This is a genomic window from Ktedonobacter sp. SOSP1-85, assembly GCF_016587415.1.
GTDB lineage: Bacteria > Chloroflexota > Ktedonobacteria > Ktedonobacterales > Ktedonobacteraceae > Ktedonobacter.
Genome location: NZ_BNJI01000003.1, coordinates 467,799 through 492,296, shown reverse-complemented (window position 1 = coordinate 492,296; position 24,498 = coordinate 467,799). Strand labels below are relative to the sequence as shown.

25 protein-coding genes are annotated in these 24,498 nt (G+C 54.4%); 6 read left to right on the top strand and 19 right to left on the bottom strand.

Going from position 1 to position 24,498, the window contains the following annotated elements; all coding sequences use genetic code 11:
- Positions 1–129: 129 nt before the first annotated feature.
- Positions 130–1,410 (bottom strand): multidrug effflux MFS transporter, encoded by a 1,281-nt coding sequence (locus tag KTE_RS40265; protein ID WP_236600956.1) that lies wholly within the window; start codon positions 1,408–1,410, stop codon positions 130–132.
- Positions 1,411–1,598: 188 nt separating this feature from the next.
- On the opposite strand from KTE_RS40265, the gene KTE_RS40260 reads away from it, so the two are divergent.
- Positions 1,599–2,495: a LysR family transcriptional regulator gene (locus KTE_RS40260; RefSeq protein WP_201391926.1), complete on the top strand. Its 897-nt coding sequence runs from the start codon at positions 1,599–1,601 to the stop codon at positions 2,493–2,495.
- A gap of 154 nt (positions 2,496–2,649) precedes the next feature.
- Here KTE_RS40260 and KTE_RS40255 read toward each other — a convergent pair whose 3' ends face one another.
- The 10 genes from KTE_RS40255 to KTE_RS40210 form a co-directional block, all read right to left on the bottom strand.
- Positions 2,650–3,360, bottom strand: coding sequence for a YIP1 family protein (locus KTE_RS40255; protein WP_201391924.1), 711 nt, complete (start codon positions 3,358–3,360; stop codon positions 2,650–2,652).
- 145 nt (positions 3,361–3,505) lie between these two features.
- Entirely contained in the window at positions 3,506–4,594 is a 1,089-nt protein-coding gene (locus KTE_RS40250) for an S-adenosylmethionine:tRNA ribosyltransferase-isomerase (protein WP_201391922.1), read from the bottom strand.
- The gene (locus KTE_RS40245) at positions 4,591–5,298 is read right to left on the bottom strand and encodes an SDR family oxidoreductase (RefSeq protein ID WP_201391920.1); all 708 of its coding nucleotides are present in this window, start codon (positions 5,296–5,298) and stop codon (positions 4,591–4,593) included. Before KTE_RS40245 ends, KTE_RS40250 begins: the two co-directional genes overlap by 4 nt.
- 193 nt (positions 5,299–5,491) lie before the next feature.
- Entirely contained in the window at positions 5,492–6,421 is a 930-nt protein-coding gene (locus KTE_RS40240; protein ID WP_201391918.1) for a DNA-3-methyladenine glycosylase, read from the bottom strand.
- A gap of 144 nt (positions 6,422–6,565) precedes the next feature.
- Positions 6,566–7,012, bottom strand: a complete 447-nt coding sequence (locus tag KTE_RS40235; RefSeq protein WP_201391916.1) for an OsmC family protein — start codon at positions 7,010–7,012, stop codon at positions 6,566–6,568.
- Between the two features lie 71 nt (positions 7,013–7,083).
- Complete coding sequence (locus KTE_RS40230) at positions 7,084–7,452, bottom strand: ester cyclase (protein ID WP_201391914.1); 369 nt, start codon at positions 7,450–7,452, stop codon at positions 7,084–7,086.
- 153 nt (positions 7,453–7,605) lie between these two features.
- On the bottom strand, positions 7,606–8,526 hold the full coding sequence (locus KTE_RS40225; RefSeq protein ID WP_201391912.1) for a manganese catalase family protein: 921 nt from the start codon (positions 8,524–8,526) through the stop codon (positions 7,606–7,608).
- A gap of 112 nt (positions 8,527–8,638) precedes the next feature.
- Positions 8,639–9,205 carry a hypothetical protein gene (locus KTE_RS40220; RefSeq protein ID WP_201391910.1) on the bottom strand — a complete coding sequence of 189 codons (567 nt, stop codon included), beginning with the start codon at positions 9,203–9,205 and terminating at the stop codon, positions 8,639–8,641.
- A gap of 43 nt (positions 9,206–9,248) precedes the next feature.
- Positions 9,249–10,181 (bottom strand): sensor histidine kinase KdpD, encoded by a 933-nt coding sequence (locus tag KTE_RS40215; RefSeq protein WP_201391908.1) that lies wholly within the window; start codon positions 10,179–10,181, stop codon positions 9,249–9,251.
- A 305-nt stretch (positions 10,182–10,486) separates the two neighbouring features.
- Entirely contained in the window at positions 10,487–11,104 is a 618-nt protein-coding gene (locus KTE_RS40210; protein ID WP_201391906.1) for an NUDIX domain-containing protein, read from the bottom strand.
- Between the two features lie 618 nt (positions 11,105–11,722).
- Here KTE_RS40210 and KTE_RS40205 point away from each other — a divergent pair.
- Both KTE_RS40205 and KTE_RS40200 read left to right on the top strand, forming a co-directional pair.
- Complete coding sequence (locus tag KTE_RS40205; protein WP_236600955.1) at positions 11,723–12,610, top strand: metal ABC transporter permease; 888 nt, start codon at positions 11,723–11,725, stop codon at positions 12,608–12,610.
- Between the two features lie 101 nt (positions 12,611–12,711).
- Entirely contained in the window at positions 12,712–13,596 is an 885-nt protein-coding gene (locus KTE_RS40200) for a metal ABC transporter permease (RefSeq protein WP_201391902.1), read from the top strand.
- Between the two features lie 68 nt (positions 13,597–13,664).
- On the opposite strand, the gene KTE_RS40195 is transcribed toward KTE_RS40200, so the two are convergent.
- From KTE_RS40195 to KTE_RS40180, 4 genes are all read right to left on the bottom strand, one after another.
- The gene (locus KTE_RS40195) at positions 13,665–14,117 is read right to left on the bottom strand and encodes an SRPBCC family protein (protein ID WP_201391900.1); all 453 of its coding nucleotides are present in this window, start codon (positions 14,115–14,117) and stop codon (positions 13,665–13,667) included.
- Positions 14,118–14,424: 307 nt separating this feature from the next.
- Positions 14,425–14,601 (bottom strand): hypothetical protein, encoded by a 177-nt coding sequence (locus tag KTE_RS40190; RefSeq protein ID WP_201391898.1) that lies wholly within the window; start codon positions 14,599–14,601, stop codon positions 14,425–14,427.
- 35 nt (positions 14,602–14,636) lie between these two features.
- Positions 14,637–15,173: a hypothetical protein gene (locus tag KTE_RS40185; RefSeq protein WP_201391897.1), complete on the bottom strand. Its 537-nt coding sequence runs from the start codon at positions 15,171–15,173 to the stop codon at positions 14,637–14,639.
- Positions 15,173–15,712, bottom strand: a complete 540-nt coding sequence (locus KTE_RS40180; RefSeq protein ID WP_201391895.1) for an RNA polymerase sigma factor — start codon at positions 15,710–15,712, stop codon at positions 15,173–15,175. Before KTE_RS40180 ends, KTE_RS40185 begins: the two co-directional genes overlap by 1 nt.
- 207 nt (positions 15,713–15,919) lie before the next feature.
- On the opposite strand from KTE_RS40180, the gene KTE_RS40175 reads away from it, so the two are divergent.
- Entirely contained in the window at positions 15,920–16,873 is a 954-nt protein-coding gene (locus tag KTE_RS40175) for an oxidoreductase (protein ID WP_201391893.1), read from the top strand.
- Between the two features lie 81 nt (positions 16,874–16,954).
- On the opposite strand, the gene KTE_RS40170 is transcribed toward KTE_RS40175, so the two are convergent.
- The 4 genes from KTE_RS40170 to KTE_RS40155 all read right to left on the bottom strand — a co-directional run bounded on the left by KTE_RS40170 (position 16,955) and on the right by KTE_RS40155 (position 22,017).
- Positions 16,955–17,173: a DNA-binding protein gene (locus KTE_RS40170; protein ID WP_236600954.1), complete on the bottom strand. Its 219-nt coding sequence runs from the start codon at positions 17,171–17,173 to the stop codon at positions 16,955–16,957.
- A 156-nt stretch (positions 17,174–17,329) separates the two neighbouring features.
- A complete protein-coding gene (locus tag KTE_RS40165) occupies positions 17,330–17,839 on the bottom strand; it encodes a dihydrofolate reductase family protein (protein WP_201391891.1) in 510 nt (169 codons plus the stop codon).
- A gap of 54 nt (positions 17,840–17,893) precedes the next feature.
- Positions 17,894–18,772, bottom strand: coding sequence for a haloalkane dehalogenase (locus KTE_RS40160; RefSeq protein WP_201391890.1), 879 nt, complete (start codon positions 18,770–18,772; stop codon positions 17,894–17,896).
- A 140-nt stretch (positions 18,773–18,912) separates the two neighbouring features.
- Entirely contained in the window at positions 18,913–22,017 is a 3,105-nt protein-coding gene (locus KTE_RS40155; protein WP_201391888.1) for a LuxR C-terminal-related transcriptional regulator, read from the bottom strand.
- 399 nt (positions 22,018–22,416) lie between these two features.
- Between KTE_RS40155 and KTE_RS40150 the strand changes: the two genes are divergently transcribed.
- Both KTE_RS40150 and KTE_RS40145 read left to right on the top strand, forming a co-directional pair.
- Complete coding sequence (locus KTE_RS40150) at positions 22,417–23,163, top strand: DUF5694 domain-containing protein (protein ID WP_201391885.1); 747 nt, start codon at positions 22,417–22,419, stop codon at positions 23,161–23,163.
- A 67-nt stretch (positions 23,164–23,230) separates the two neighbouring features.
- Positions 23,231–24,478, top strand: coding sequence for an RNA polymerase sigma factor (locus KTE_RS40145; RefSeq protein WP_201391883.1), 1,248 nt, complete (start codon positions 23,231–23,233; stop codon positions 24,476–24,478).
- The last annotated feature ends 20 nt before the right edge of the window (positions 24,479–24,498 follow it).

Below are 24,498 nucleotides of genomic sequence, written 5' to 3'. Positions count from 1 at the left end.
AAGAATTATCGTACCAGCCCAGGTAGCCGCGTACGCCAGTAGCAGGCCCGCTACTGGCGTACGCGGCTACCTGGACCCTATAACTTGTCGGAGTGCAGTATACCGTTGCGAGATTGTTGACAACAATTATTATGCCCGCGCGGGGCGGCAGAGGAGAATGAAGGTGAGCAGGGTCGCCAGGGCGAAGGCCGCGATAGAGGCAGCCATCGGGAGTGCACTCGCGCTGCCGCCGAGGCCAACCAGGGGAGCGACGACCGCGCCAATCGCCAGTTGCAAGACACCCAGCAGGGCGGCGGCACTTCCAGCCGCTCGCGTATTTGCCATCGCCAGCGTTGTCGCGTTCGGCATGATGAGGCCAAGACTGGAGGTCAGGATAAAAAAGGCTGGCAGGATGCCGATAAGCCCGATACCGCTCAGGACAACCACGAGCAGGGTCACACCACCAAGGGCGATCATGGCGTAGCCATAGCTCAGAAGATGTTGCGAGGGAACACGGCCAACCAATCTGGCATTGACCTGGGCCATGATGACGATACCCAGGGCATTAATACCGAAGATGATGCCCAACAACTGGGGCGAGATCCCATAGATGTTCTGTAAAACAAACGGCGAGACAGAGATGTAGATGATGCAGGCGGTAAAGGCAAAGCCACAGGAGAGGGCGTAGCCTACGAAGCGCCGGTTCAGCAGCAGTTCACGGAAGGCACTCAGGGTTGTTGTAATACCCCCACGCTGGCGCTGGCTGACAGGCAGTGTCTCTCCAAGTCCAAGCGCCGAGGCGGCGAACAACAACACAGCGGCGAGCGCGAGGGTGACGAAAATGCCATGCCAGGAAGTCACTCTAAGCAGTTGCCCACCAAGCAGCGGCGCGAGCATCGGAGCCAGGCCGTTGATCTGCATCAGCAGGGAGAAGAAACGCGCCTGGGCGATTCCGCTGTACAGATCGCTGACCATCGCCAGGGCCAGCGCCACACCAGCCGCGCCCGCTACGCCCTGGATAAAGCGCAGGGGAATGAGAATCGCCATGGAAGGGGCAATGGCACAGAGTAGCGATGTAAGCACATAGACTGCGATGCCGATAAGTAAGGGCCAGCGCCTGCCCCGGGCATCGCTGATCGGTCCCGCGACTATCTGTCCCAGGGCCAGGCCAAGAATAAAGGCGCTCAGGGTCAATTGTGCCTGCGAGGTCGTCGCCGCCAAATCGCGGCTTAAGGTCGGAAGCGAGGGGACATACATATCATTCGCCAGCGGCCCCAGCGCTCCCAGCCCACCTAGAAGCAATACATGACGTGCCCGAATGCGTGCTGAGGGCTTCTCTCCCTGTTTCTGCGTATCCACTTGAGCATCAGTAGTAGAGAGTACATTATTCCGTTCATCAGGTTGTATGGATAAAATGTTTTCAGCCATCATAGCTCCAATAGTTTATAAATGTTAATTTTAACTGGTGCAGCCAGCCTATTGTAGGGTCCATGCTTGCATGGACTTGCTTGCCGAGGAAAGTCCATGCAAGCATGGACCCTACAACTTGTCAGCAGTATACTTGATTTTGTATAATGAGCGCAAATCATATTTGTCATAAACTTATGAAGGAAATACATATGAACTTCTCACAGCTCCAAAGTTTTGTGGCCCTGGCCGAAACGGGCAGTTTCACGGAGGCGGCCTATACCATTAACCTGACACAATCGGCAGTAAGTCACGCGCTCTCAGCGCTTGAAAGCGAGCTGGGCGTGACGCTGCTGGAGCGCAATCGTAAGGGCGTTGTCTCGCTCTCTCGTGTTGGAGAAAAGATCCTTCCACATGTGCGCCTGCTCCTGGCCCAGGCCGAGGCGATTGAGCAAGAGGCAAAGGTAGCGCGTGGCGAGGCAGCGGGGAAGGTGCGCCTGGGAAGTATCGAATCGATGATTCCTCCGCGTTTGTTAGCTAGCATGCTGACGCGCTTTCGCGTCGCATATCCCGACATTGAAGTGGTGCTCTTTGAGGGATCCATGCACGAGGTGGGAGACTGGATCGAGCAGGGAGTTATCGACGTCGGGTTTGTGTTGCTACCCGCGCCAGGGATTGATGGAACGTTGCTAACGACTGATGAACTCTGCGTGCTACTTCCGCCTGGACATCCACTCCAGACACGCAAGACGCTTACGCCAGAAGAGCTGCGCGAAGAGGGCTTTGTGATGGAGAAGACTCAATGCTCGCTGAACCTGATGCGCAGAGCTGGCTTTGTGCTAGACAAGTATAAATCGCAAATTCGCTATCAGGCTAGCGATACCGCGACGATTCTGGCCATGGTCCGTGAGGGGCTGGGCATTACCTTAATGCCACGCAAACTTCTCCCCAGTAAGCTTGAGGGTGTTGTTGCCCTCTCACTCAATCCCCCTCAGGATCTGCGGATCGGTCTCGCGGTCAAGTCGCAGGATGCAGCGCCACCAGGAGCCAAGCTCTTTATTCAGACCGCCCTGACCTGCGTCCAGGCACAGGTCGAAGCCACGGCCTGAACATCCGTATGCGAGCGGCTCCTCTGTAACTCCTTTATGGCTTTTTATCCAGCCTCTATATAACCTATATATTATAAGGAGCGGATTCGTGTTTTGAGTTCATCGTTATGGCGTTTGCATTGGCCTGTAGGGCGAGGCCCTTACATCCTAAATTTTAATGTGCCATGTGTAGCATATTCGCGATAGAGTGCGCGAGCACGGCGAGCAGGCCACAAACTGCCATGACGCCAAGGATGTAGGGGATAGCCACGGCTATAATCGACTTCTCGCGGCTCAGCCCGTGGACGCCCATGACAACCGAGGTGTTAACAAAGACGCCATAGAAGAAGAGCGCGACACTGATAATAGGCGCAAAGAAAAGTGTTGAGAAGTGCAGTGCCACAAAGACAGTGATAATGAGCGCGCCAATAAACGCCAGCGGGACCTGGTAGAGCAGCATATCGAAGCAGTGAGAGACGAAGCGCCCATGACCGCCAAAGGCCCGCGCCAGCAGGTATTGCAGGGCCGCGCCCACGAAGAACAGGAGTGGCACAAAGACGACCTTGAGGCCAAAGGCCGCGATGGTCGCGCCCACGGTCAGGACATCCATAAAGCCAAAGAAGACGTTTGAGCGCGTATCGATCCCGCTGGAGGTATCTCTGAGCACACTACGCAGCAGGCCCAGCGCCGCGGGAATAATCAGCAACAAGACGAGCTGGATCCAGACCAGGCTCCAGCGCGCATACTCGGCGGCCTGGGCAAAGACACGTGGCTGCGGCGTCGTGACGGCCCGGGCGTAGAAAGCGGGCAGGCGTGTCGCGGGATGCTGTGCCGCGAAGGAGGGCGGAACATTTCCGCCTGGCATATATTGAGGTTGTCGTTTCATTGCGTGTGCCTCGATTTCTTGGAAACTGATGTGATCGTGTCAGTAGCTAGCATGCCACTTTCTTTTCATTTTACCGAGCATCGAGAAGCCAAAAAGCCCTCCCGCAATGTCGTCCCCCACAGTTCCGGACTCCTCTCCTGCCGCCTTATGGCAGCAGGAGATGCAGGTCGCCAAACTCATGCCAGAGGTATTGCTCTTGCAACGCTGCGGCATAGGTCTTCCGCAAATGCTCACGACCGGCCAGCGCTTCGAGCATAAGCAAGTGCGAGGCACGCGGCTCATGTAGACCAGTAAGCAAGGCGTTGACCGCTCGCAGGCCACGCTGTGGCGTGATCACCAGGCGTGTCCATCCCTCCCCTGGATGCGTGACACCATCCGCGTCCGTGACGGTCTCCAAAGCGCGTACAACTGTCGTGCCCACCGCGACGACACGTTTATGGTTAATGTGAGCAGCATTTATAGATCTGGCGGTTTCTACAGGCACACGATAGTATTCTTCATATGGTGGCTCATGCTCCTCCAGGCTCGAAACGCCGGTATGGAGCAGCAGGGGCACAATCTGAATTCCGTGAGCAACCAGGCGCGCGATGAGTTCAGGCGTAAAGGCGCGCCCCGCCGAGGGCATCTCGGCACTTCCATACTCTGTCGCGTAGACCGTCTGATAGTACTCAAGCGGCCAGGCTTCGGGCACATAGTTATAGCGAATGGGGAAGCCATAGCGCGCGAGATACTCCTGAAGTGGTGAAGCAAGCTCAAGGGTCGCGATCCAGAGCCGTTGCCTGGCTGGTTGGAGCCTCCCTTCTCCGGCGCTGTATGGCGTGAGCAGGTGTAGCGAGGCTCCTCCTGGCAGCGGCACCCGTTCGCCAGCCCGCATCTCAGAGAACGGGAACGTTTGCTCTTCCCGTTTGAGGCGAACCTCAACGATCCACAGATTGGCGGGCAAATGTGTCGAGAGGTGGACTTCCAAGGGAGTGCCGTCCGCGCGGGTCGCGCTGAGCGCGGCATTCATCGTTCCGCTGGTATTGACGACCAGCAGGTTGCCTGGCTCCAGAAAGTGCTCTATTTCACGGAAGCGGTCATGAAGAATATGGTCATTGGCGCGATACGAGACCATCAGGCGCACCTCGTCGCGCGCCAGGCCGCGAGCCTCAGGCGGCCTGGTCGCCTCAAGCTCGGCTGGTAGCACGAAATCAAGCGATGCGTCTAACGCTGTCCGGATGGGTAAGCTGGTCATGAGTGTGCGTCCTTCCCTGGCAGGGCACGTGCCTGATAGCGACCACTGGGATAGTCGCCCTTGATGAGTTGAAGCAGGCCCGGGACGCTCTCCTCTGGCAGCGGGCGATCAGAGATGTCCTCACCTGGGAAGGCCTCCTGGTGCATCTGGGTGCGCATATCGCCGGGATCGACCCAGTAGACACGCCAGGCTTCCTGCTCAGCCGCCAGGATATGTGAGAGTTGCTCCAACGCAGCCTTGCTTGAGCCATAGCCACCCCAGCCCGCGTAATTCTCGATGGCGGCATCACTGGTGATATTGAGAATCCTGGCCCCTGGCTGTAAAGAAGGCTGGAGCGTTTGCAATAGTGCCAGGGGTGCGATGACATTGGTGCGGTAGACCTGTTCCAGCGTCTCAAGTGGATACTGCAACAGTTGAGGTTGAGGGCTGGGTCCCAGGATGCTGGCATTGTTGACGAGGACATCGAGAGAACCAATTGTGTGTAGCGCGTCGGCGAGCGCCTGGCGATGTGTAGCGTCTGTGATATCTCCAGCGATAGCGATTACCTGCGTCGCGCGCGCAAGCTCCTGGCGAGCAGCCTCCAGAGCCTCATCTCCACGCGCATCAATAATCAGGTTCCACTGCTCTTTCGCAAGCTGACGAGCTAACGCCAGGCCTAGTCCTCTTGAAGCTCCCGTAATCAGAGCGGTTTGTGTATGTGGCATGCGAGTTTCTCCCTTTCAGTCGTACGTTCTTTGTTTTCTCTGCTCGTACTGTACCTGAAAAAGATGCGCTGCGGATTGTGCAAGAGGACAGAAAGCCTTAGTCCCTTTGGACAGGTGTATATATGATGTGGACTGCCAGCCACAGGCTGGCAGTCCACATCATATATAAGCACGGAACCGGTGTGATGCGCTTCTACCTGCTCATGATCATAGGAGCAACTACATTAGCTGCGCGCATGTAAAAGGACCAGTAGCCTTGATACGAACCATAGGTCTCAGCGATGCGCTGGAGTTCGGCAGGCATCATCTCTCGCTGGTAGATCTTAGAAGCCGCGTGTAGAATCTCTTTGCCGGAGAGCGTAGTGCGCTCTATCCGCCCCAGCCCACGGATCAGGATAAAGTAGGCTGACCACTCGCCAATACCACGAATGGAGCGGATGCTTGTGGCGACCTCATCGTAGTCTCCGTTGCGTAGATACTGCTCATCTGCTTCGTGGAAAAATTGGATGACGGCGTACAGGTATTCTGCCTTGCGCGTATTGTGTACAACCGCCGCTAACTCGTCTATGCTCATCCTGGCCAGTTGCCCTGCTTCGGGGAAGGCGTGATAGGTACGACTATCAGGCAACATAATGCTGGTGCCCCAGCGTTTCGCCAATGCCCTCTTGGTACGGTGTGCCATCGCTATCGGGTTGCGTTGTGTCAGCACAGACCAGCAGGCAATTTCAAAGGGGGTAAGAAACTTGGGTTGGTGAAGCCCATAGAGTGCATCGATGAGTAGCTCAAAGGAGGGATCAGCTCGCCCAATTGTGTAGAACGCGTGCAGATCATCATTTAGGCTGAGAAAGAAACTGATACGATCTCTGAGAGCTTCGTGCTCAGCGTCGCTCAGTGGCTGCTCCGTGAAAAGCGTATACGCGAGGCGAGGCTCTTCAACGCCAAGGTCACATACTTGAAAGGCCACTGCGCGACCATGAAGGGTGATTGCCTTGGTTATGCTGTTGGTCGTGACCGTTTGCTCGCCTTCGGTCGGAGTAAAGTCGCCCACAAATTGCAGAGTCTTGCTGAAGCTAAATGGCGCACGGGGAGTAAGTGTACCTTCAATGGTGGTGATGGATGACATGCTAGCCTTCTCCTTGCCCTTTTCTCGTTATGCATTCTTGATAGTGTAAGTATGCCATAAGCGAGTGACAACAGTATGGCAACAGCACAGCACGTTTGCCGTTAGCTATTGGAGAAGGCATATGTTCTCTTCTTGGTCAAAAAATCATAGCGTAGGAAGCTGCGCCTCTGGCTCAGATGCCTTGTGAATTTGAAAGGTGTGCTTGATTGCGGCACTCTTTCCAAGCATGATATTGACGCCGCAGTAGTTGGTCGTATCCAGCTCAATGGCGCGCTGGATGCTCTCCGGGCGCAAATTGGTGCCGGTAAAGATATGCTCGACGGTAATATCGGTAAATATCTTAGGATCTTGCTCGGCACGCTCGCCATGGACGCGAATCTCATAATGGGTGACATCTTGACGCATCTTACGCAGAATCGAGAGGATGCCAATGCCAGCGCAGCCAGCAAGCGCCCCGAGTAGCGCCTCCATGGGGCTGGGACCCTGGTCTTCTTCTACTGAACTTAAAACGATGCGATGCTTGCTGCCAGAGTCAATGGTAAAGGTGCTGGTACCGGTACTTTGAGCACGCACGGATAATGGTTTGGTCATTGCCCCCTCCTTGGAGTGCAGATAAATATCTCTGATCTCTTGCTATGGTATACCTTGCAAGGTGACCGATGTCAATCTTTTGGGAGCAAATCTCCGCCCTCATTCCACTCCCCCTGAATTTTCCCCTGATTGACATGGAAGATCTGGATCATGCTTCGATACACCGCTTTCTTGCTCTCGGCATGCGTGCCCCGCCAGCTTGTGCGTATCACAACTCTGTCGCCCTCGGCGACCAGGTCATCGATAGTGATACGCAAATCAGGAATCGCATCATATAATGTTGCAAAATACGCCCGCACGCCTTCTGGCCCCACAGTCTGCTCAGGCGTTGAGTGGTCCACAAAACTTTCGGCGAAGACCTGCTCTATCCCTGCCAGGTCTTTTTCATTGAAAGCCTTGTAGAGCGCAAGCACCATTTTTTTACTCTCTGCTACTGACATGGTGTAGGCCTTTCCTGATAGTTCTATATTGACAGTTCTTCTATTGATAATTGTATATGGGGATTAACCGCTTACACAAAGAGACTATTCCGATCACTGTAATCAAACAGAGCCAGAATAGTCTCTAGTATATACTAAAGGACGGAGGTTGTCTTACTTCAACTTACTCACCTGCTCAACCAGTTCCATAATCTCAGGTGTCAAGCCGGGAGAGAACTCTTCTGGGCGCTCAGGACCGGGCGTAAAAGGGACACCTTCAGGTGGTTTCTCGGGTACCTCCAGTGGTCCGCCGGTAACAGAAGGTGCCTGCCCCTGAAAGATTTTAGCCATCTCAGAGCCATCAAGCCGCCAGTGATACTGCTGATTATGAAGGCCCTTCTCCATAAGCGTGCGTACTTCGGGAAACTTGGTGGCATCGAAGTTTGGGATGGGAAGGACTTTCCCCCAGTTGATACCCAGCGATTCCAGGGCCTTGGCGTAAACGTTCTCATGCGCGTGATCGCGTACAATCAGGTAAGAGATGGTGGAGCGTGCCGTCTTATTATCGGTCATTTCATAGAGGCGGCATTTCTGTAAACGCCCCGTTGCCTCTAACATCAAATTGTAGATGAGATCGAGCGTGAGATTTCCACTATTGTAGACATATGAGCCAGACCAGGGATTGCCCGCGGCATCAATAGGCATCGCACCCTGTGAGGCCACCAGGAAGTGGTGAATATTTCCCTGGTGCAGGGCTATATTTAAAGGCGTGGAACCATTTTGTCCAGGCATGTTTTGGGTCGTGGCATCGAACACGCCCCCTTTTGCCTTGTAGCCAGGCGCGCCATCTACCAGGCGGTTGATGGTGGTCGCAATCAACTCCACATGGCTAATTTCCTCTATCCCGACTCCCTGAATCAAATCGAGGTAGGGTTTGGCTTTGCCGCGGAAGTTAAAGCTCTGGAAGAGGTACTGCATCATCGTGCGCATCTCACCAAATTGCCCGCCCAGACCTTCCTGCAATGCATTTGCCGCAGCGGGATCAGGCTCGTCGGGAACGATCTCATTGATCAGCTTTTGAACGTGAAAAAACATGCAGTTTTCTCCTTTGCATGTGACCACTCTGCATTACACATCGTCGTATGTCCCGGTCACTGTGCTAACACGTTCAAGCAATGGAGCGGTGTTACAAATTTTTTGTGGATGACTACTTTTCCAAACAGGGTTCGTCGACAGGCGAGATACCCATATGAAGCAATTCTCTCCTGGTAAGTTCCTGCTGATTGCCAGGACGATAGTAATGGGCCGGGCCAGGCGTTTGTCCTTCTGGCAGGTTTGCGGGATTGTTCGCGATTAGTGGATAGAGCGGGTCAGGTTCAAATACATAGCGCGCATGGTAAAGCAAGCATGGCCAGGAATCCTCCTCCCAGTTTTCATTTCCATTCCCCATAAATTTTTGCTTTTTGAAGGCGAAGACTCCTTGTTCGCATGTAACTGTCGCGTTGAACGAAGCAAGGGTCTGGATAGGCGTGCTATAAGTCGCATCCAGAGGCTCATACACTTTTATGCCGAAGAAATACAGCAGGGCCGAGTTCCGAGTCAGGGTCTGAATCGAAAAATGGCCTTTGGCACGCACATTGATACTTTGAGCAGAAGCCAGCATTTCAACCGTTTCTGAAGCAGAAAAGCTCAGGAAATGCCCTTGATTGGTACAGAAAGGCCTGGTAGCAAAATGACCGGGAATTGGCAACGGTTCAACGCTCGCTCTCGGCATAGATTTCTCCTTGTTTTATGTTATGACCTTTGATCGAGGAGACTTAGCTTTCCTGCTGGGCCAGGGGCAAGGTAAACCAGAAAAGTGATCCCTCGCCTGGTACGCTATGTACCCCTATTGCCCCCTGCTGGCGCTCAATAAGGGCGCGGAAGAGGAAGAGGCCCAGGCCCAGGCCTACGGAGGAGCCATCCTGTACCTCAATCCCTTTGACGCGATAGGAGATATCCCAGATATTGTCCAGTTCATCCGCAGGAATACCAGTGCCGTAGTCCTGAACCTGGACCTGGGCCATGCGTGATGCCTCTCTCTCTTCTATGGTCAGCAACACTTTGACCGGTCGATCTGGCATGGAGTATTTCATCGCGTTACTCAGCAAGGCATTCAGGGCTTGCTCCACACGTTCAGGGTCGGCGTGAATGGCAATTTGGGACTCCTCCTCTGGCACTGTCAAGTCAATTACACGATTCATCTCATGCATATTCTGAACCGCATTCTGTACAATCTGTACCAGGTTGCAGGGGCGCATGACGATAGAGATCTTGCCTGACTGAACGCGTGAGACATCCAGGAGATCGCTAATCATTTTATCCTGCTCGTTTACGCGGTAGACAATGTAGTCAAGCGGCTGCTGAAGCCGTTCGAGATCAGCGCCAAGGGCGGACGCGTCGATCTGTTCCTGTTGTCCGACCTTACGCCGAAGTTTCTCCAGACGTCGCAGGGCAAGCTGGGCATTGCCTTTGATCGTGGTCAGGGGAGTGCGTAGTTCGTGCCCAGCGGCACTGATAAAGGAATCGAAGCGTTTACGCGTTTTGAGCAGGGCCTGCTCTAGTTGCTGGATCGTCTCTGCCTCGGGTGGCGAGCCGCTTTCTGCTCCCTGGACAGCAGGCTCTATCTCCGCCTGAAGCGCTAACTTCTCTTGAGAATGCTGCGGATATTGGTGTATATTGCGTGCTTGAGAAGCATCTGAACTGCCCATTATTTCCTCGTATTCGTTTCTGTGTGGCACCTGGCACATGTTAGCTCTTCCATGCCATCCCTATCCACCATGGATCTCCGGTAGAAAGAGGGGAGCCGTCCTCCTCTGCCACGCCCCACATCCCCTAGTGCAATAATACTTGACATATTTGGCTTTTCCTTATTATACTCTTCTTGCTGATCCAGACTGGATGTGGGAAGCGACTGCTGAGCTAACGGACTATTTCTTCGATCCGTCTAAGGATCCTGCAATGCAATGCAATGCAATAGCAATAGCACGAACATCCGTGGCAAGAGGTTTCGCATCTAGCAGCCTGTATAGCGATGAAGCGCTTGCATCAATTGCTTTGCGTATGTTGGCGAATGGGGGCAGAGATCCTGTGTCTCTATCTCGACGACGGGTCCTTCAGTAAATGAGTAGAGACAACTTCGCCCCTCAATCGCACTGGTATTCCCCTGGAAGAGAGCTTCGAGCTGTGTGGATTCTACCGCGATCATGTCCGCAACCTCTTCCTGTTGCAGAAGAAAACGTGGAGTTGGTGCCTGGTAATGATACAGATAGACATGGCAAAACTCGCGATCAATAAACTGATCAATTTCAATCGTGCTCGGGATGACTCCAACAGGGAGCAACTCATGGTACGTAACCGTTACTCCCACCTCCTCCGCGACCTCGCGAACCCCATCCCTGACCGTCTCGCCCGCGAGCAAGTGACCCGCGGCCGTAATATCGAGTTTGAGGGGAAAATCTTTCTTTGAGGCCGCTCGCCGCTGAAAGAGAAGATACGTGTGCGCGCCCTCCTGGTGAAAAAACCAGCAATGGAAAGTCTCATGCCAGTGTCCCTGCTGATGGACCACGGCCCGCGGCAGTGTCCCCAGGGGTTGCCTCTGTTCGTCGTAAATAGCGAGGATTTCTTGTTCCACCTCACCCCTCCTGTATTTCATCGGTAAATGCTGTATCCCCCACTATAGCACAAAAAAGAGGAGTAAACTGTCTGATTTGGGGACAACTTTCCTGCCTATCATTGCTTATAAAAACCGCCGGATGAGAGTCTGTGGCGACGGTTGACTTCGCCAGCCGTCGCCACAGACTCTCATCCTTTGCGGAGCACCGCGGGTGCTGTGGAGGAAGGATAAGGAGTAGTTCCTAAGGAAGGGGAAAAAGGAGGGCATGGAGAAGATAGACAAAGAACCGCTAGTGCCCACAGTATCAGTTCCCGCCATCTCCTCGCGAAACACACCTCATTTATATAGTCGCACGAAAGCCAATTTTGTTACACTCTGACAAATATTCCCCTTAATTTGGGCCGTGAATATGGTGTGTGCTGGTGGCCTGCGGCCACCAGCACACACCATATTCACTACCCCAGTGACCACCGTAAGCGCGAGAGGTATGTTGAGACACGATATCACTATGTTGACAGCGCTTTGAACTCTATGCTATGCTGTAGCAAACGATACACAGTATCAATTTATATGTGCGCTGGTACAGAAGGCGCAGTTTCGGGGATAGGTTGGCAAGGAAAGGGCCTGCTACAAACCATGCTTGATATATTCACCTATGCTTTTATCCAGAATGCCTTCCTGGCTGGAACCTGCGTCGCGATCATGGCTGCGCTTGTGGGATATTTCCTGGTTGTACGCGGTCTGACCTTTGCGGGCCACGCACTCTCTCATATTGGTTTCGCGGGGGCCGCAGGAGCCGTCTTACTCGGGATTGATCCCATCTTCGGGCTGCTTGCCTTTACGGTTGGCTCGGGCATCGGCATTGGTCTTCTGGGCAAGGAGTTACGTGAGCGAGATGTGGCCATTGGCGTCATTATGACCCTGGCCCTGGCGCTTGGTATCCTCTTCCTCTCACTCTATAAAGGATACGCTGAACGCGCCTACAGCATTCTCTTTGGTACTATTCTGGGAATTAGTCAGTTCGATGTACAGACCAATGTCCTCTTCTGCCTACTCTGCCTGGCACTCATTGCTCTGCTCTTCAGACCCCTGCTCTTTAGCTCGTTCGATCCTGAAGTCGCACAAACGCGAGGCGTTCCGGTACGCCTGCTGGGTGTGCTCTTCCTTATTATAGTGGCCATCACCATCTCGATCTCCGTCAAAGTTGTGGGCATCCTCCTGATCTTTACTTTGCTAGTGGGGCCTGCCGCGACGGCCATCCGCATCGTGCATTCGCCCGTCAAGGCGATCCTCCTGGCCTGTCTCCTGAGCGTAGGCTATACCTGGCTGGCCATCTTCCTGGCGGCTCTGACGCCGTGGCCTGTCAGCTTCTTTATCACGGCCCTGGCCTTCATCGTCTACCTACCAGTACGCCTGCTCTCGCCGCTCTGGCTAGGGAAACATGGGCGCGAAGACGCTCTAGAGGAGTCGTTGGCAAGTGACGAGCACGCAGCCGAGATGCAGTTTAGCGGTTCATTACATTAAAGCCGTGTATGATCCGACGCTGCTAAAGCACGCGTCTACATATCATGGCGCGATATGTAGACGCGTGCTTTAGCAGCGTCGGGCTGTGAGGGGAGAACAAGATGTCAGCACTACTTCAATTGTTTCAGCTCTATCAGAACCAGGAATTTGTGCGTAACGCCTTCCTGGCGGGAACGGCCGTCGCCATCATTACGGCAGTTATTGGCTATTTTGTGGTCCTGCGCTCGCAGTCCTTCGCGGGCCATGCGCTCTCCCATGTCGGTTTTGCGGGGGCCACGGGCGCGGCTCTGCTCGGGCTCAGCTCTCTTATGGGTATGTTCCTCTTTACGGTCCTGGCAGCCCTCGGGATGGGCATCTTTGATAAGCGCCTGCACGGTCGCGATATCGAGACCGGGATGGTGCTCTCCTTCGCCCTCGGACTGGGCGTGCTCTTTCTGAACCTGTATACCCAGTATGCAACTCAGACGGTTGGTGTGCTCTTTGGCTCGCTTTTAAGCGTCTCGACGAGCGATGTCCTGGTGACGCTGATCTCGGGCACCATTGCCCTGATCATTCTGGCGGCCATCTTCCGCCCCCTGATGTTTAGCTCGATTGATCCCGATGTCGCGCAGGCACGGGGCGTGCCGATACGCCTGCTCTCCATCGTTTTTCTCCTGCTTATCGCCATTACGGTCTCGGAGGCTGTGCAGGTCGTGGGAGTCCTGCTGGTCTTCGCGCTCTTAATTGTACCTGCCGCGGTCGCGCACCAGTTGACTAATCGGCCTATGATAGCCTTGCTTCTCTCGATTCTCCTGGGGCTGCTCTTTACCTGGGCGGGATTGCTCCTGGCTCTGGTGGGACACTGGCCAGTCAGCTTCTATATTGCCGCGCTCTCCTCCATATCCTATCTTATTGTTGCAGGCTATAAGCGCTTACGCACGCCTGCGCGCTATCAGCCTCAACCCCATCCCAGCCGCGAGTGTATAGGCGAACATACAGCCATCTGAATAACCAACTCAGCCCCGGATGCTGGCGCCTGCATATCACCAGCGGCAAGGCAAGCGGCAGTATCGGGCTATTCTGCTTCCGCAACAGACTTCAAATAGCGGTTTCTGGAGAGGAGAAGATTTTTCATATAACGGGTGAGGACGAGTGTTTCAGTCAGGCGCCCAAGGAAGCCCAGTGGGGCACTGAACGTAAAAATATCTATCATAAGTGTTCCAGAGGGTTGCGGAACAAACTCATGAATATGCTTCATTTCCTGAAAAGCTCCTTGAAGCATCTCATCGACAAAACGGTGAGGCCGCTCATAGGCCGTAATTTTTGACGTTAGATGTTGTTTGATGCCAAAATGGACAGCCTCCCAGGTCACGGTGTCACCTAGCTTCATGACTCCTGTCGTCACGCCAGCGATTGGACGTTCATGGGTATAGGCTACAGAGTGACTATGCGCGTCAACATTAAGCGAAAGATCAAAGCAGCGCTCCGCTGGCGCCTCAATGTAGGTTTCTAAGCGAATAGTAGGCATGAATTCTTCTCGCTTCTTACTGTTGCATACCTAACTGATTTAGCGGTTGGAAAAGATGTGATAATATATGTATTCAGTGCGCTTAAAAAGCCTGTAGTGTGTTAGCGCTACGTATGACCCTCTCTCTTGTATATTTATATAATAGAAGGATAAAGCATGCAAGAACAACCCCCTATTTCACCTCTTGAGCCTCCAATTGGCGAATCTGCCACCTTCTCCTGGGCCATAACCGCTACTGGCTACCCTAAAGGGCACATGGTACACGGCTACTCCTCCAGAGGGGAGTAGCCGTGTACCATGTAGCGGGCTACCTCACCGCGAAGTAGAGGCGGTAGGCGAGCTGGTCATTCCAGTACAACTCGATCTTCCCGGAGAGGGCGACCGAATAGCTGAGGCTAATATACCCATGCTTGTTCTGGTTGGCCTCAATAGGGTTCTCTTGCTCCTTTTCCTGAATGCCATCCGTGAATATCTTCATCACCATCTTTCCCGCTTCTTTCTTGGTCGAGATGTTAAAGGTCACATAAAAGATGGTTCCACGGGCGAAGGCCTGGCGCTTGTCCAGGGCGATAAGACTATTAGGATCGACGCGCGATGTAGTGGTGGCGGAAGTGATAATGCTCGCGCCAGGACCAACCTCGGGGGACCGGGATCAGGAATATGCGTGGCGATGGCGGTTGGTATGGGAGCTTTCGAACCAACTATTGCTGACTGGTGCTTTGGCCCGAAGAGAAGAAGCGCGCCGCCAACAAGCGCGGAGACAATGAGCACGGTGGCAATAGAGCTTAGCACACGTGTCAGGCGGCTCCAACCCGCCTTCTTAGATGAAACATCCATGATAGTTTTCCTTTTTCGTTGTATAGGTAACTCCTTGATGGAGCTGGTTCTTTTTTCCTGTTGCGGCTGCTGCAAGCGTGCCTCCAGGCGTTCCTGGACGCGCCAGAGCGATTCCCTGTTGGCATGGGCATAGGGGAGATAGCTGCGCTGTACGTCTTCGAGCAGGTTATACTCGCTGGGTTCCCAAGTTGTGAAGAGGTCCTGTTCGTTGTCGGGCATTACCTGCTCCTTCCTGTCTCTTTTCCACTGTAGGCGCCGCGCAAGACCTTGAGCGCGCGATGCAGAATCATGCGGACAGCGGCCTCGCTCTTGGCGACAATCTGCGCGATCTCGCTATAACTTAGCTCATGTCCAAAGCGTAATTGCAGAATCTCGCGCTGTGGCTCCGGTAGCTCTCGCATGAGCGTATAGAGCTGCGCGTACTCCTCGCGGCGCAGGGCGACCTGCTCTGGCTGTCGCTCATCGCGCTCATAGAGCATCTCCTCGACGTTCGCCAGGGGAATGCTGGGATGCCTGGTGAAGTGGCGGAAGTGATCAGCCACCTTGTGGTGCGCCACGGACCAGATATAGGCGCGCACTAAATGCTCGTCCTCTTGTAGGGCTGGGCCTTTCTCGACTAGGGCCAGAAATACCTCCAGTAACAGGTCTTCGGCATCCTCGCGCGAACCAACCTGGCGCATCAGGTAGGCGAATACGGCGGGCGCGTAGCGCTGGTAGAGCGCGATTGACTGTTCTTGTGCCCGGGCTGGTTGATGCATGCATTACTCCACATTTGAGATCTCGCCAGTATATTCGCAAATAACGTTGTTTTGTAACAGCTTGCTACTTATGTACGCGGCTACTGTGGGTATACCTGGCGGACGTGGCTCATTGGGCATGGTACAATATGGCCGAGATATACCCATGCAAGCATTTACTTTCATCTATTTAAGCAGGAAAGACTATTATTCTGGAGGGAAGAAACCTTGAGTCAGTGGACGACAAACGATATACCAGACTTGCGGGGGAAGGTCGCGCTGGTCACGGGCGGCAATAGCGGCCTGGGCAGGGAGACGGTGCAGGCCCTGGCGGCTAAAGGGGCGCATGTTATTCTGGTTGCGCGTAACCCTGAGCGAGGAGAGAAGGCCCGCGAAGAAATTCTTCAAAGCATGCCTGACGCGTCTATCAAATTTATGCAGCTCGACCTGGCATCACAGGCCGCCATTCGCGAGTTTGCCGCTAACTTCCTGGAGGCGCACCAGCGGCTGGATCTGCTCTTTAATAATGCTGGCGTTATGGCCATTCCACGTCGTGAGACCAGAGATGGCTTTGAGATGCAGTTTGGTACCAACCATCTGGGGCATTTTGCGTTGACGGGCCTCCTGCTCCCACTTTTGCTTGCCACGCCAAAGAGCCGGGTCGTGACTACCAGTAGCATGGCGCGTGCCATGGGGCGCGTCAACCTGACTGATCTCCAGGGCCAGAAGGGCTATACACGCTGGTCTGCCTATGGCCAGAGCAAACGTGCTAACCTGCTCTTCGCCTTTGAGTTGCAGCGTCGCCTCGCCGCCATAGGCACGGAGACTATCAGCGTCGCAGCCCATCCCGGCTACGCGCACACCAATTTGCAATCGACCAGCGCCACGCTCAGCAACTCCAATCTTGAGCTCTGGTTCTACGAGAAATTTGGGGCGTTTGTGGGACAGCCCGCGGCCATGGGAGCACTACCCCAGCTCTACGCGGGCCTTTCGCCCGATATTCACGGTGGTGAGCTGGTCGGACCAGGCGGCTTCTCAGGTATGCGTGGTCATCCCCGCGTCGAGACCAAAGCCCGGCGCGAGTACGACCACCCCACAGCCGAGCGCCTCTGGGATGCCTCCGTCGAACTGACCGGCGTCGACTACGCTCAGCTTCAGCAGAGCCAATCAGCCTATGTATAGTAGTTATAACGGCTGGGACGACGCTGCTAAAGCACGCGTCTACATATGACGCGTGCTTTAGCAGCGTCGTCCCCCCTATCATTAGCTCGCCTCGTCCGCGAAGGACAGGCCAAGCTGGCTAAGGGCGTGACGCAGTTGCGTAATCGTCTTTGGCCCAACACCATGCAGCCGTTTAATTTCTGCTGACCTTACCTTTGTAAGCTGGCCAAGATGTCTATAGCCTGCTCCAAGAAGCGCCCGGCGCGCTGGCTCAGACAGCTCTGCTGGCAGATCATTATTTTGTTGATCCTGGTGTTCCATCTTTAGATCTATTCCTTTCTCATCGATATTCCGCCTCGCCAACATCATAACCTACCAAAAGCCCATAAAACTACTCCAATCTTGCGCAAACAAGAAAGGCAGCTACTGAGACCGCAAGATGCGGCCCCTCAGTAGCTGCCTTTGTATCGAATGGCTTTATTCTTGGCCTAAGGCGTAGCGCAGTTGGATGACGCCACCCCCGAGGGGTTTGCAGTCCAACAACTGCACATCCTGGTACTGGTAGTGGTCCTGGTCGAGCAAGAGATTGAGTCCCTTGCCCTCCATTACAGGGGCGACGTTAAAGATGACCTCGTCGACAAGTCCCTGACCGAGAAAGGCATTGTGCAGATCCGCGCCACCCGAAAGCAGGGCGGTAGTATGGCCTTTCCCTTGCAGGTAGCCAAGGGCTTCCTGAGGGGAGGCCACAACCTTAACACCAGGGATGTCTTTGACGCTCTTCGAAATCACTACGATGTCGATCTCACCAAAGGCACCGCCACCGCTTGCCTGCATGCCCTCAAAGGTGCGACGTCCGACGATGAAGTTTCCTGCGGCTTTCGCCTGTGCCGCAAAGTCACCCAGGGCCTCCATTTTGGGTGGATGCTCAGGACTGGACTGCGCATAGTTTCCGTTAGCGGTCAAGGTTGCCCAAAGAATGGTCTTCATGAAATTTCTCCTATGTTTAGTGTGTATTTGACAGAAATTAATAATGAGTGATGGCTAGCCCAGCTTTTGGAGCCAGCTAGCGATGGCCTGGCCGATCTCGTCGGGCGAGTCCTCCTGGGGAGTGTGGTGGCCGCGCACGTGCACCTCGCTTTGAGCGGGCCAGATACGGTTGAACGCAGTCTGATCTGAGCCTTGCGTTCCTGGAACGGCCTGTATCAGTAGCTTGGGGACAAGGCTCTGGGAGAGCCACTGGCCAGAGGCGGTGACGATCTCGGTGACATCGGCTGGCTCGCCCTCAATAGGAAGCTGGCGGGGCCAGGTGAGCGTGGGGCGGCGCGCCTCGCCCGGCTCGGCAAAGGGGCGACGATACTCGTTCATCTCTTCCTCTGACAACTTACGCAGAACGGTCGCGGGCAGGTTGAACTCGATGAAGGAGTTCTGCTCCAGCACCATCTGCTCGCCTGCTGGACCTCGTAGAGCCTGGAAGCGGGAGCGAGCGATCTCTGGCATCTGAGCCCAGGAGGACGTCCCGATAACTGCTTCCATATAGACGATGCCGCGTACGGCCTCCGGGTGGCGACGCGCCCAATCAAAGGCCAGGGCCGCGCCCCAGTCATGTCCAACCAGGATGACGCGTTCGCGCACATCCAGCGCTTCAAGCAGCGCATCGAGGTAGCGGCGATGCTCGACAAAGGTGTAGGAATCGGGGCCGCTCTCGGGCAGCTTCTGCGAATCGCCCATGCCGATGAGGTCTGGGGCGATAACGCGCCCCAACCCCTGTACATGGGGGAGAATATTACGCCAGGCATAAGACGAGGTGGGATTGCCATGCAGGAAGACAATGGGATCGCCCTGACCCTCTTCTACATATGCCATCTCTAATCCTAAGATCTGCTGCTGTTTTTTCTGATAGGGAAATGCTGCGCTTATCATGATGTTCTTCTGCCTTTCTGAAAGCACGTGTTTGTTTGATGTGCACATCATAGCTTTCAGATGGATGAATTGACTTCATGCGCGAGGATGATTGCATGCATGATTCGCAGTCACGAAAAGAGGGAGAGCCAGAGGGATGATTAGACCAGGTGAAGCTCGCGTGCGACTTCGCTGGCAGCGTGGCGTGTATGGACGCCCAGTTTGGCATAAATGCTCTGGACCTGAGTGCGAACAGTATTGACCGAGACAACCAGTTCATTGGCGATATCCGCGTTTGAACGCTGCTGGACAAGCAAGCGCAAGACGCGCTTTTCTTGCGGGGAGAGCGGCTCAACCAGGGATGACGCCAGCGTCTGAGTTCCATCTTGTTGTTGAGCAGGAAAGGCGCTGAGCAGGGCACGCATATAGGCAAGCAAGGATTGCTCGTGAACATGGGGCAGGAGGGAGCGTAAAAGGATCGCCATCTGCTCCCCAGCATCGAGGAACAGGCGCTGAGCGTTCCCGGCGAAAGCCTGGACAAGTACTTCGAGTAGCAGATGTAGAGCTTCGGTCTTGCGTTTGCTTGCGGCAGCGACCAGCACCATCTCGACCAGAACCTCAAGCATGCGTCGCGTATGTTGCGCCTCCTGCGTCGCAAGAAGCAAGTTCTTAAGCTGATGAGATGCCTCTTCCAGCTTGCCCTGGCTGCGCAACCAGCGGGCAACAAGCAGGTCTTCCTCTATTGCCTGTGAGAAATTGTGCTGAGGCTTGCGGCCAGTCGCCCAGCGATGGATGGTTATCTGGTCGCCAGCGGAGAGCGCCAGGCGCGCCTGGGCCGTCTGGACCTCCTGCAAGAGGAGCGGCAAGGAGAGAGGTATCTTGTCGAGGAGGGCCGCGAGTTGTTGTTGGGCAACAACGGCCTGCCCCTGCGCCTGTTGCACACGCGCAAGGATGAGCGTTGCCCGCACCTCGTGGTATACCAGGGGTTGAGATTGACTGGCAGTTATGGCCTCCTGTGCATAGTGAGAGGCGCTTTCCAACTCATTGTGCTCGTAGCAGAGGGACGCCAGGCCATACAAGGCATTGCAAAGCGTATAGATGGGTCCGCCCTCCCTGGCTGAAGCGAGGACCTGACGATACAGGGAGGTAGCCTGCTGATTTTCCCCCTGCTCAAAGAAGACCTGGGCAAGCTTGAGCATGGCGACGCGCTGGAAATAGTGATTTTCCGCGGCTGCGCACAGAGCCTGGGATTCAAGCAAGGCAGTGCGAGCCTTTGGGAAGTATCCCGCTTCTATCCATTCTTCTGCCACGATGCTCAGGCTCAAACCACGCCAGATAGAGTAGGTTCCCTGCATGATAGGTGGCTTTCCTTGTAGCTGAGGTAACCAATCCAGGGCCTGTTTCGCATAGTGTGTCGCGGCTGGCATGTCGCCCTGCCTCAAGGCAAGTAGTGCGCGAAAGGCATACAGTTCTCCAAGCTTCGCTTGCTGGTTTGCCACGTGGAAACCCTGTTCTGCCCTAAGCAAGAGTTTCTCAATCGAGAGCTGGGTTGCGGTATCGGGGAGCCATGAAGGACTCCGAAATAATAGCGTTGTGGCATAGCTCAAACAGAGAACGGGTTGCTGCTCCAGATGCGCGTCTGGAAGCTGCTCCAACCAGCGATACAGGGTATGAGGCTCCTGGATCTCACCTGGGAAGGTCTGCCTCTCAATGGATCGCTCGATCAAGCTAGAGGCTCGATTGTAATCCTGGGCATCCAGGGCCGCATCTATAGCCTCGCCAGGATAGCCATGTGTTTCATACCAGTGTGAGGCGCGAGCAGAGAGATAACGCAGTTGCTCCTCACCAAGGCGACGCCGGGCCTCATGGCGCATGGCTTCGGCGAAAAGCGCGTGGTACCGATACCATTGCCCTTCGTTGTGAAGCGGTTCCAGAAACAGATCAAGGTGTTCCAGTTGCATGAGCATATCCTGGCTGTTGTCTTGTGCGGTTACTGCGTCGCACAGAGAAGCGGCCAGGCGGGTGAGGATACTGGTCTGGAGCAGAAATTGCTGCACTGGTTCTGCTTGCAGGGCAAGCACTTCGGAGACAAAGTACTCCTGGAGAGAGGCATTCCCAAGGGGGAGGTGAGCCAGCGCCTGCTCACTCTCGGCGGGCGTGCTTGTTCGCTGAAGCGCGAGCTTTACCAGGTGGAGTCCGGCCCCCCAGCCTTCTAGTTGAGCATGCAGGCGCTGAATCGTCGAGGTCTCCAACGAGAAAGAGAGCGTGCGTTGGAGCAGAAGCGCGCTCTCTTCCTGAGAGAAACGCAGGTCAGTCGCGCGAATTTCATACAAGGCATTGCGGGCGCGAAGGCGCGCCAGAGAGAAAGGCGGATCGCTACGCGTGATCATGATTAGATGGAGCGTGGCTGGAAGATGCTCAAGGAAAAAGGAAAGCGTTTCATGGATCAGCGGAGAGGTAATCACATGGTAATCCTCCAGCACCAGAATGCCTTGCGTGGGCAATTGAGCTAGCGCGTTGAGCAAGGTAGTTAGCATGGCTTCTAGAGACGAGGGGAGAAAAGGCGGCTGTGGAGCCAGGGAGGCCAGGATGCTGTACACCTCTTGCAGATCTACTTGAAACGCCTGGCAGGCCGCAATCAGGTAGCGCCAGAAGCGCAGCAGATCATTGTCCGAAGTCTCCAGAGAGACCCAGCCAAAGGGCAAGCTGGCGTGTCGTGTCGCCAGCCATTGGGAGACGAGGGTTGTCTTGCCAAACCCGGCAGGCGCCGAGAGCAGCGTGAGAGGAACTTCGCAGCCAGCATCGAGCAGTGCCAATAAGCGTGAACGGTCGAGAAGAGAGGCATGCAGGCCCGGCGGAGACAGTTTGGATAAGAGGAGCGGAGACGCTTCAATGGGAGCCGGTTGGAACGAAGCCGGCGCTTGACCTGGCTCTTCTAAAGCAGGCTGATGCGCATCAGACATCCCTTCTAGCAAGCGAGCGATTTCCTCTAAACGCGCATACGTAAGGTCCGCTGTTTTACCGAGATAGCGCTTGACGATGCGCTCACGCAGGCGACGATACGCATACCAGTAGCTGCTCCCGCGTTGCACCCGCTGCTTGCGGACGGTATAGTGAATACCCGAACGGCTATGAAAGGCAAAGGAGGCGTTTTGCTCAAGCCACTCACTCGTGAGCGCCTGTTCGCTGGCCTGCTCGCCAATGAAGAGAACATAAGTCTGGTCGTGCTCGGACCAGCGTAGCTGAGCATGGGCATACCTGGGCATAGACGTTCCTTGTCACTAGATAAAGAAGGGACATATCGTGTTGCCTAACAATTGTAACCCAACAAATATAGCACAGCTTGCCTCGTTAGGCAACAAAAGTTGCTGTAGTTAGAAAGGCACAGCTGAGGTGGCTTACTCAACAACAGAGTCAGCAAAGCGAAGCTAGAGGTCAAAGAAGGCTGGTGATAGATCCATTGATAGAGTGGCTCCTTCCATCTCTCTTAGAGGCGGGGATAAAACATTAGTGGTTGATGAGGCTTTAATCACCTACAGGATAACAGGGGAGAAGATACCTGTCCAGTGACTGGAATCTGATTTTTTACACTTTTTTGTGTAACCTGCTGGCTTTTTTCTGTGACCAGAAGGGAGAGACGGAAAATATAAAGAGGACAACAGACTATGACAACTACTTCGCTATCAACACTTTTACTTTTGGGCACCTACCATATGGGCAATCCTAATCATGATCTCTTTAACATGCAGGCCGATGATTCACGTTCAGCGCAACGCCAGCGAGAAATCGAGGAATGTGTGTCCCTGTTGCAAGCCTTTCGGCCCACGGAAGTCGCCATCGAGGCGGTACCCGAAAAAGAGGTAACCATCAATGACTGTTATCAGCAATACCAGCGTGGTACCTATGCTCTTGCGGATAATGAACGCGAGCAGTTGGGGTTTCGGATCGCTGCCGCGCTGAAGCATGAGCGTATTTATGCCATTGATTGGAACGAACCTATTGGGTATGGCATAGGCTGGTTGTATAAGTACGTTGAGGAGGAGGCTCCAGAGGTATATCACAGACTCATGGAGAGAGGGAAAGCCTCCATCAAGGCCCTTGCGAACCTGCAGAAAATTTCAAGTATAGGTGAGGTTCTGTATTGGATGAACCAGCCTGAACAATTACAAGCTAATCATCGCTCGTATATGCATCTTCTTCAACTGGGTGAGGGAAAATTTTATCCAGGTATCGAGTGGGTGCAGGGCTGGTATGGACGCAACATGAGGATCTTCGCCAACCTGTTACGCATTACCGAACCTGGCGATCGCATTCTCGTCATTTACGGGCAAGGCCACATTCCCCTGCTCACACAGTACACACGCGATTCGGGATTTTATAAGCTTGAAACAGTAGAGAGTTATCTAGGGTGAGCAATGTATAGATAAGTGTAAATTTATTATGTTACTATTAATATAAATTACGCAAAGTAGGGAATATATGGCAGCGAGAAGCAGTAGCTATGGGACCACCGTAGAGGCCCAACCAGCGGTGGAGAGTAGTAGGTTTGAGGCAATCCAGGGCCAGCTTGAGCATCTGATGCAGCAGGCTCGGCCTGGCCTATTGCGCCAGGCCATCCACTTTGGCATCGCTCCAGTTCAGGCGGAGGATGTTGTCCAGGAGACCCTCTTGCAAGGCTGGAGCCACCTGGCTCAATTGCGCTCGCCAGACCATTTCCAGGCCTGGATGCATGGGATCTGTCGGCATATATGTCTGAACTGGCAGCGGACAAAACATGCTCAATTAGAGAACGCGCATCTCTTGCTCTCCCATCTGCTCACAAGCGAAGATGGCTCGGAAGTAGAGATGCCTGATCCAGCCAGTGCCTTTGATCCCGTTGAAGATCTCCAACGACAGGACCTGCAAATCCTTCTGGATCGCGCCCTTTCCTACCTTCCTGTACATACGCGCAAGGGCATCGAATTACACTACCTCGAAGAACTTCCGCAAAAAGAGGTCGCCGCGCGCCTGGGGACCAGCGAGCAGTCCTTGAAAATTCAGCTCCACCGGGCGCGCAAACAGCTATGGCAGATCTTTAATACGAACCTGCGCGCCGACGCGCTAGCGTTCGGCCTGGTATTGGAACAAGAGGAGCAGGCCCACTTGAGGCAGACGCCCATCTGGTGCTACTTCTGCGGACAGCACCGCTTGCAGGGAAGATTAGAGACCATTGCGGGACAGGGAACACAGCTTGAGCTCTACTGCCCCCTGTGCTCTTATACGCTACGTGATGATGCGTTTCTGCTGAGCGGAGGTCTCATCACCAAAGAGGGCTTATCTTCCTTCTGGCCCGCCTTCAAGCAGCTCATGCAGCAGCATCGACCCGATTGGCCCACAGCCTTAAGCAGGGGCTATAAACGCTGTCTCTCCTGTGGCAAACTCGGGTGCCTGCGTGTAGAACAACTCGAAGCACCTTTTCTCAATTCCCGCACCTGGATAACGCTGGACTGCCCAAGTTGCGGCGATGGATTGGGCCTCGTCTCCTGCCTGGATGCCATTCCCGGTGCACCCTATGTTTCCTTTCTCAAGCAACATCCTCGCGCTCAAGTCATAATGGAAGAGCAGGTCACTTACCAGGGCGAAAGTGTTCTGAGAATCGGATTGATGGATCAGGAGCAGCGTGCCAGGCTCCTCTATTTTTTGCACCCTCACACCCTGGAGATACTGGGATCGGTCACGGAGGGATAACAAAACAAGGATCGGCGACC

Excerpts from the sequence above, each read along its gene's own strand:
- KTE_RS40265 (WP_236600956.1), bottom strand. The coding sequence starts at position 1,410 with ATGATGGCTGAAAACATTTTATCCATACAACCTGATGAACGGAATAAT.
- KTE_RS40260 (WP_201391926.1), top strand. The coding sequence starts at position 1,599 with ATGAACTTCTCACAGCTCCAAAGTTTTGTGGCCCTGGCCGAAACGGGC.
- KTE_RS40255 (WP_201391924.1), bottom strand. The coding sequence starts at position 3,360 with ATGAAACGACAACCTCAATATATGCCAGGCGGAAATGTTCCGCCCTCC.
- KTE_RS40250 (WP_201391922.1), bottom strand. The coding sequence starts at position 4,594 with ATGACCAGCTTACCCATCCGGACAGCGTTAGACGCATCGCTTGATTTC.
- KTE_RS40245 (WP_201391920.1), bottom strand. The coding sequence starts at position 5,298 with ATGCCACATACACAAACCGCTCTGATTACGGGAGCTTCAAGAGGACTA.
- KTE_RS40240 (WP_201391918.1), bottom strand. The coding sequence starts at position 6,421 with ATGTCATCCATCACCACCATTGAAGGTACACTTACTCCCCGTGCGCCA.
- KTE_RS40235 (WP_201391916.1), bottom strand. The coding sequence starts at position 7,012 with ATGACCAAACCATTATCCGTGCGTGCTCAAAGTACCGGTACCAGCACC.
- KTE_RS40230 (WP_201391914.1), bottom strand. The coding sequence starts at position 7,452 with ATGTCAGTAGCAGAGAGTAAAAAAATGGTGCTTGCGCTCTACAAGGCT.
- KTE_RS40225 (WP_201391912.1), bottom strand. The coding sequence starts at position 8,526 with ATGTTTTTTCACGTTCAAAAGCTGATCAATGAGATCGTTCCCGACGAG.
- KTE_RS40220 (WP_201391910.1), bottom strand. The coding sequence starts at position 9,205 with ATGCCGAGAGCGAGCGTTGAACCGTTGCCAATTCCCGGTCATTTTGCT.
- KTE_RS40215 (WP_201391908.1), bottom strand. The coding sequence starts at position 10,181 with ATGGGCAGTTCAGATGCTTCTCAAGCACGCAATATACACCAATATCCG.
- KTE_RS40205 (WP_236600955.1), top strand. The coding sequence starts at position 11,723 with ATGCTTGATATATTCACCTATGCTTTTATCCAGAATGCCTTCCTGGCT.
- KTE_RS40200 (WP_201391902.1), top strand. The coding sequence starts at position 12,712 with ATGTCAGCACTACTTCAATTGTTTCAGCTCTATCAGAACCAGGAATTT.
- KTE_RS40195 (WP_201391900.1), bottom strand. The coding sequence starts at position 14,117 with ATGCCTACTATTCGCTTAGAAACCTACATTGAGGCGCCAGCGGAGCGC.
- KTE_RS40190 (WP_201391898.1), bottom strand. The coding sequence starts at position 14,601 with ATGGTGATGAAGATATTCACGGATGGCATTCAGGAAAAGGAGCAAGAG.
- KTE_RS40185 (WP_201391897.1), bottom strand. The coding sequence starts at position 15,173 with ATGCCCGACAACGAACAGGACCTCTTCACAACTTGGGAACCCAGCGAG.
- KTE_RS40180 (WP_201391895.1), bottom strand. The coding sequence starts at position 15,712 with ATGCATCAACCAGCCCGGGCACAAGAACAGTCAATCGCGCTCTACCAG.
- KTE_RS40170 (WP_236600954.1), bottom strand. The coding sequence starts at position 17,173 with ATGGAACACCAGGATCAACAAAATAATGATCTGCCAGCAGAGCTGTCT.
- KTE_RS40165 (WP_201391891.1), bottom strand. The coding sequence starts at position 17,839 with ATGAAGACCATTCTTTGGGCAACCTTGACCGCTAACGGAAACTATGCG.
- KTE_RS40160 (WP_201391890.1), bottom strand. The coding sequence starts at position 18,772 with ATGATAAGCGCAGCATTTCCCTATCAGAAAAAACAGCAGCAGATCTTA.
- KTE_RS40155 (WP_201391888.1), bottom strand. The coding sequence starts at position 22,017 with ATGCCCAGGTATGCCCATGCTCAGCTACGCTGGTCCGAGCACGACCAG.
- KTE_RS40150 (WP_201391885.1), top strand. The coding sequence starts at position 22,417 with ATGACAACTACTTCGCTATCAACACTTTTACTTTTGGGCACCTACCAT.
- KTE_RS40145 (WP_201391883.1), top strand. The coding sequence starts at position 23,231 with ATGGCAGCGAGAAGCAGTAGCTATGGGACCACCGTAGAGGCCCAACCA.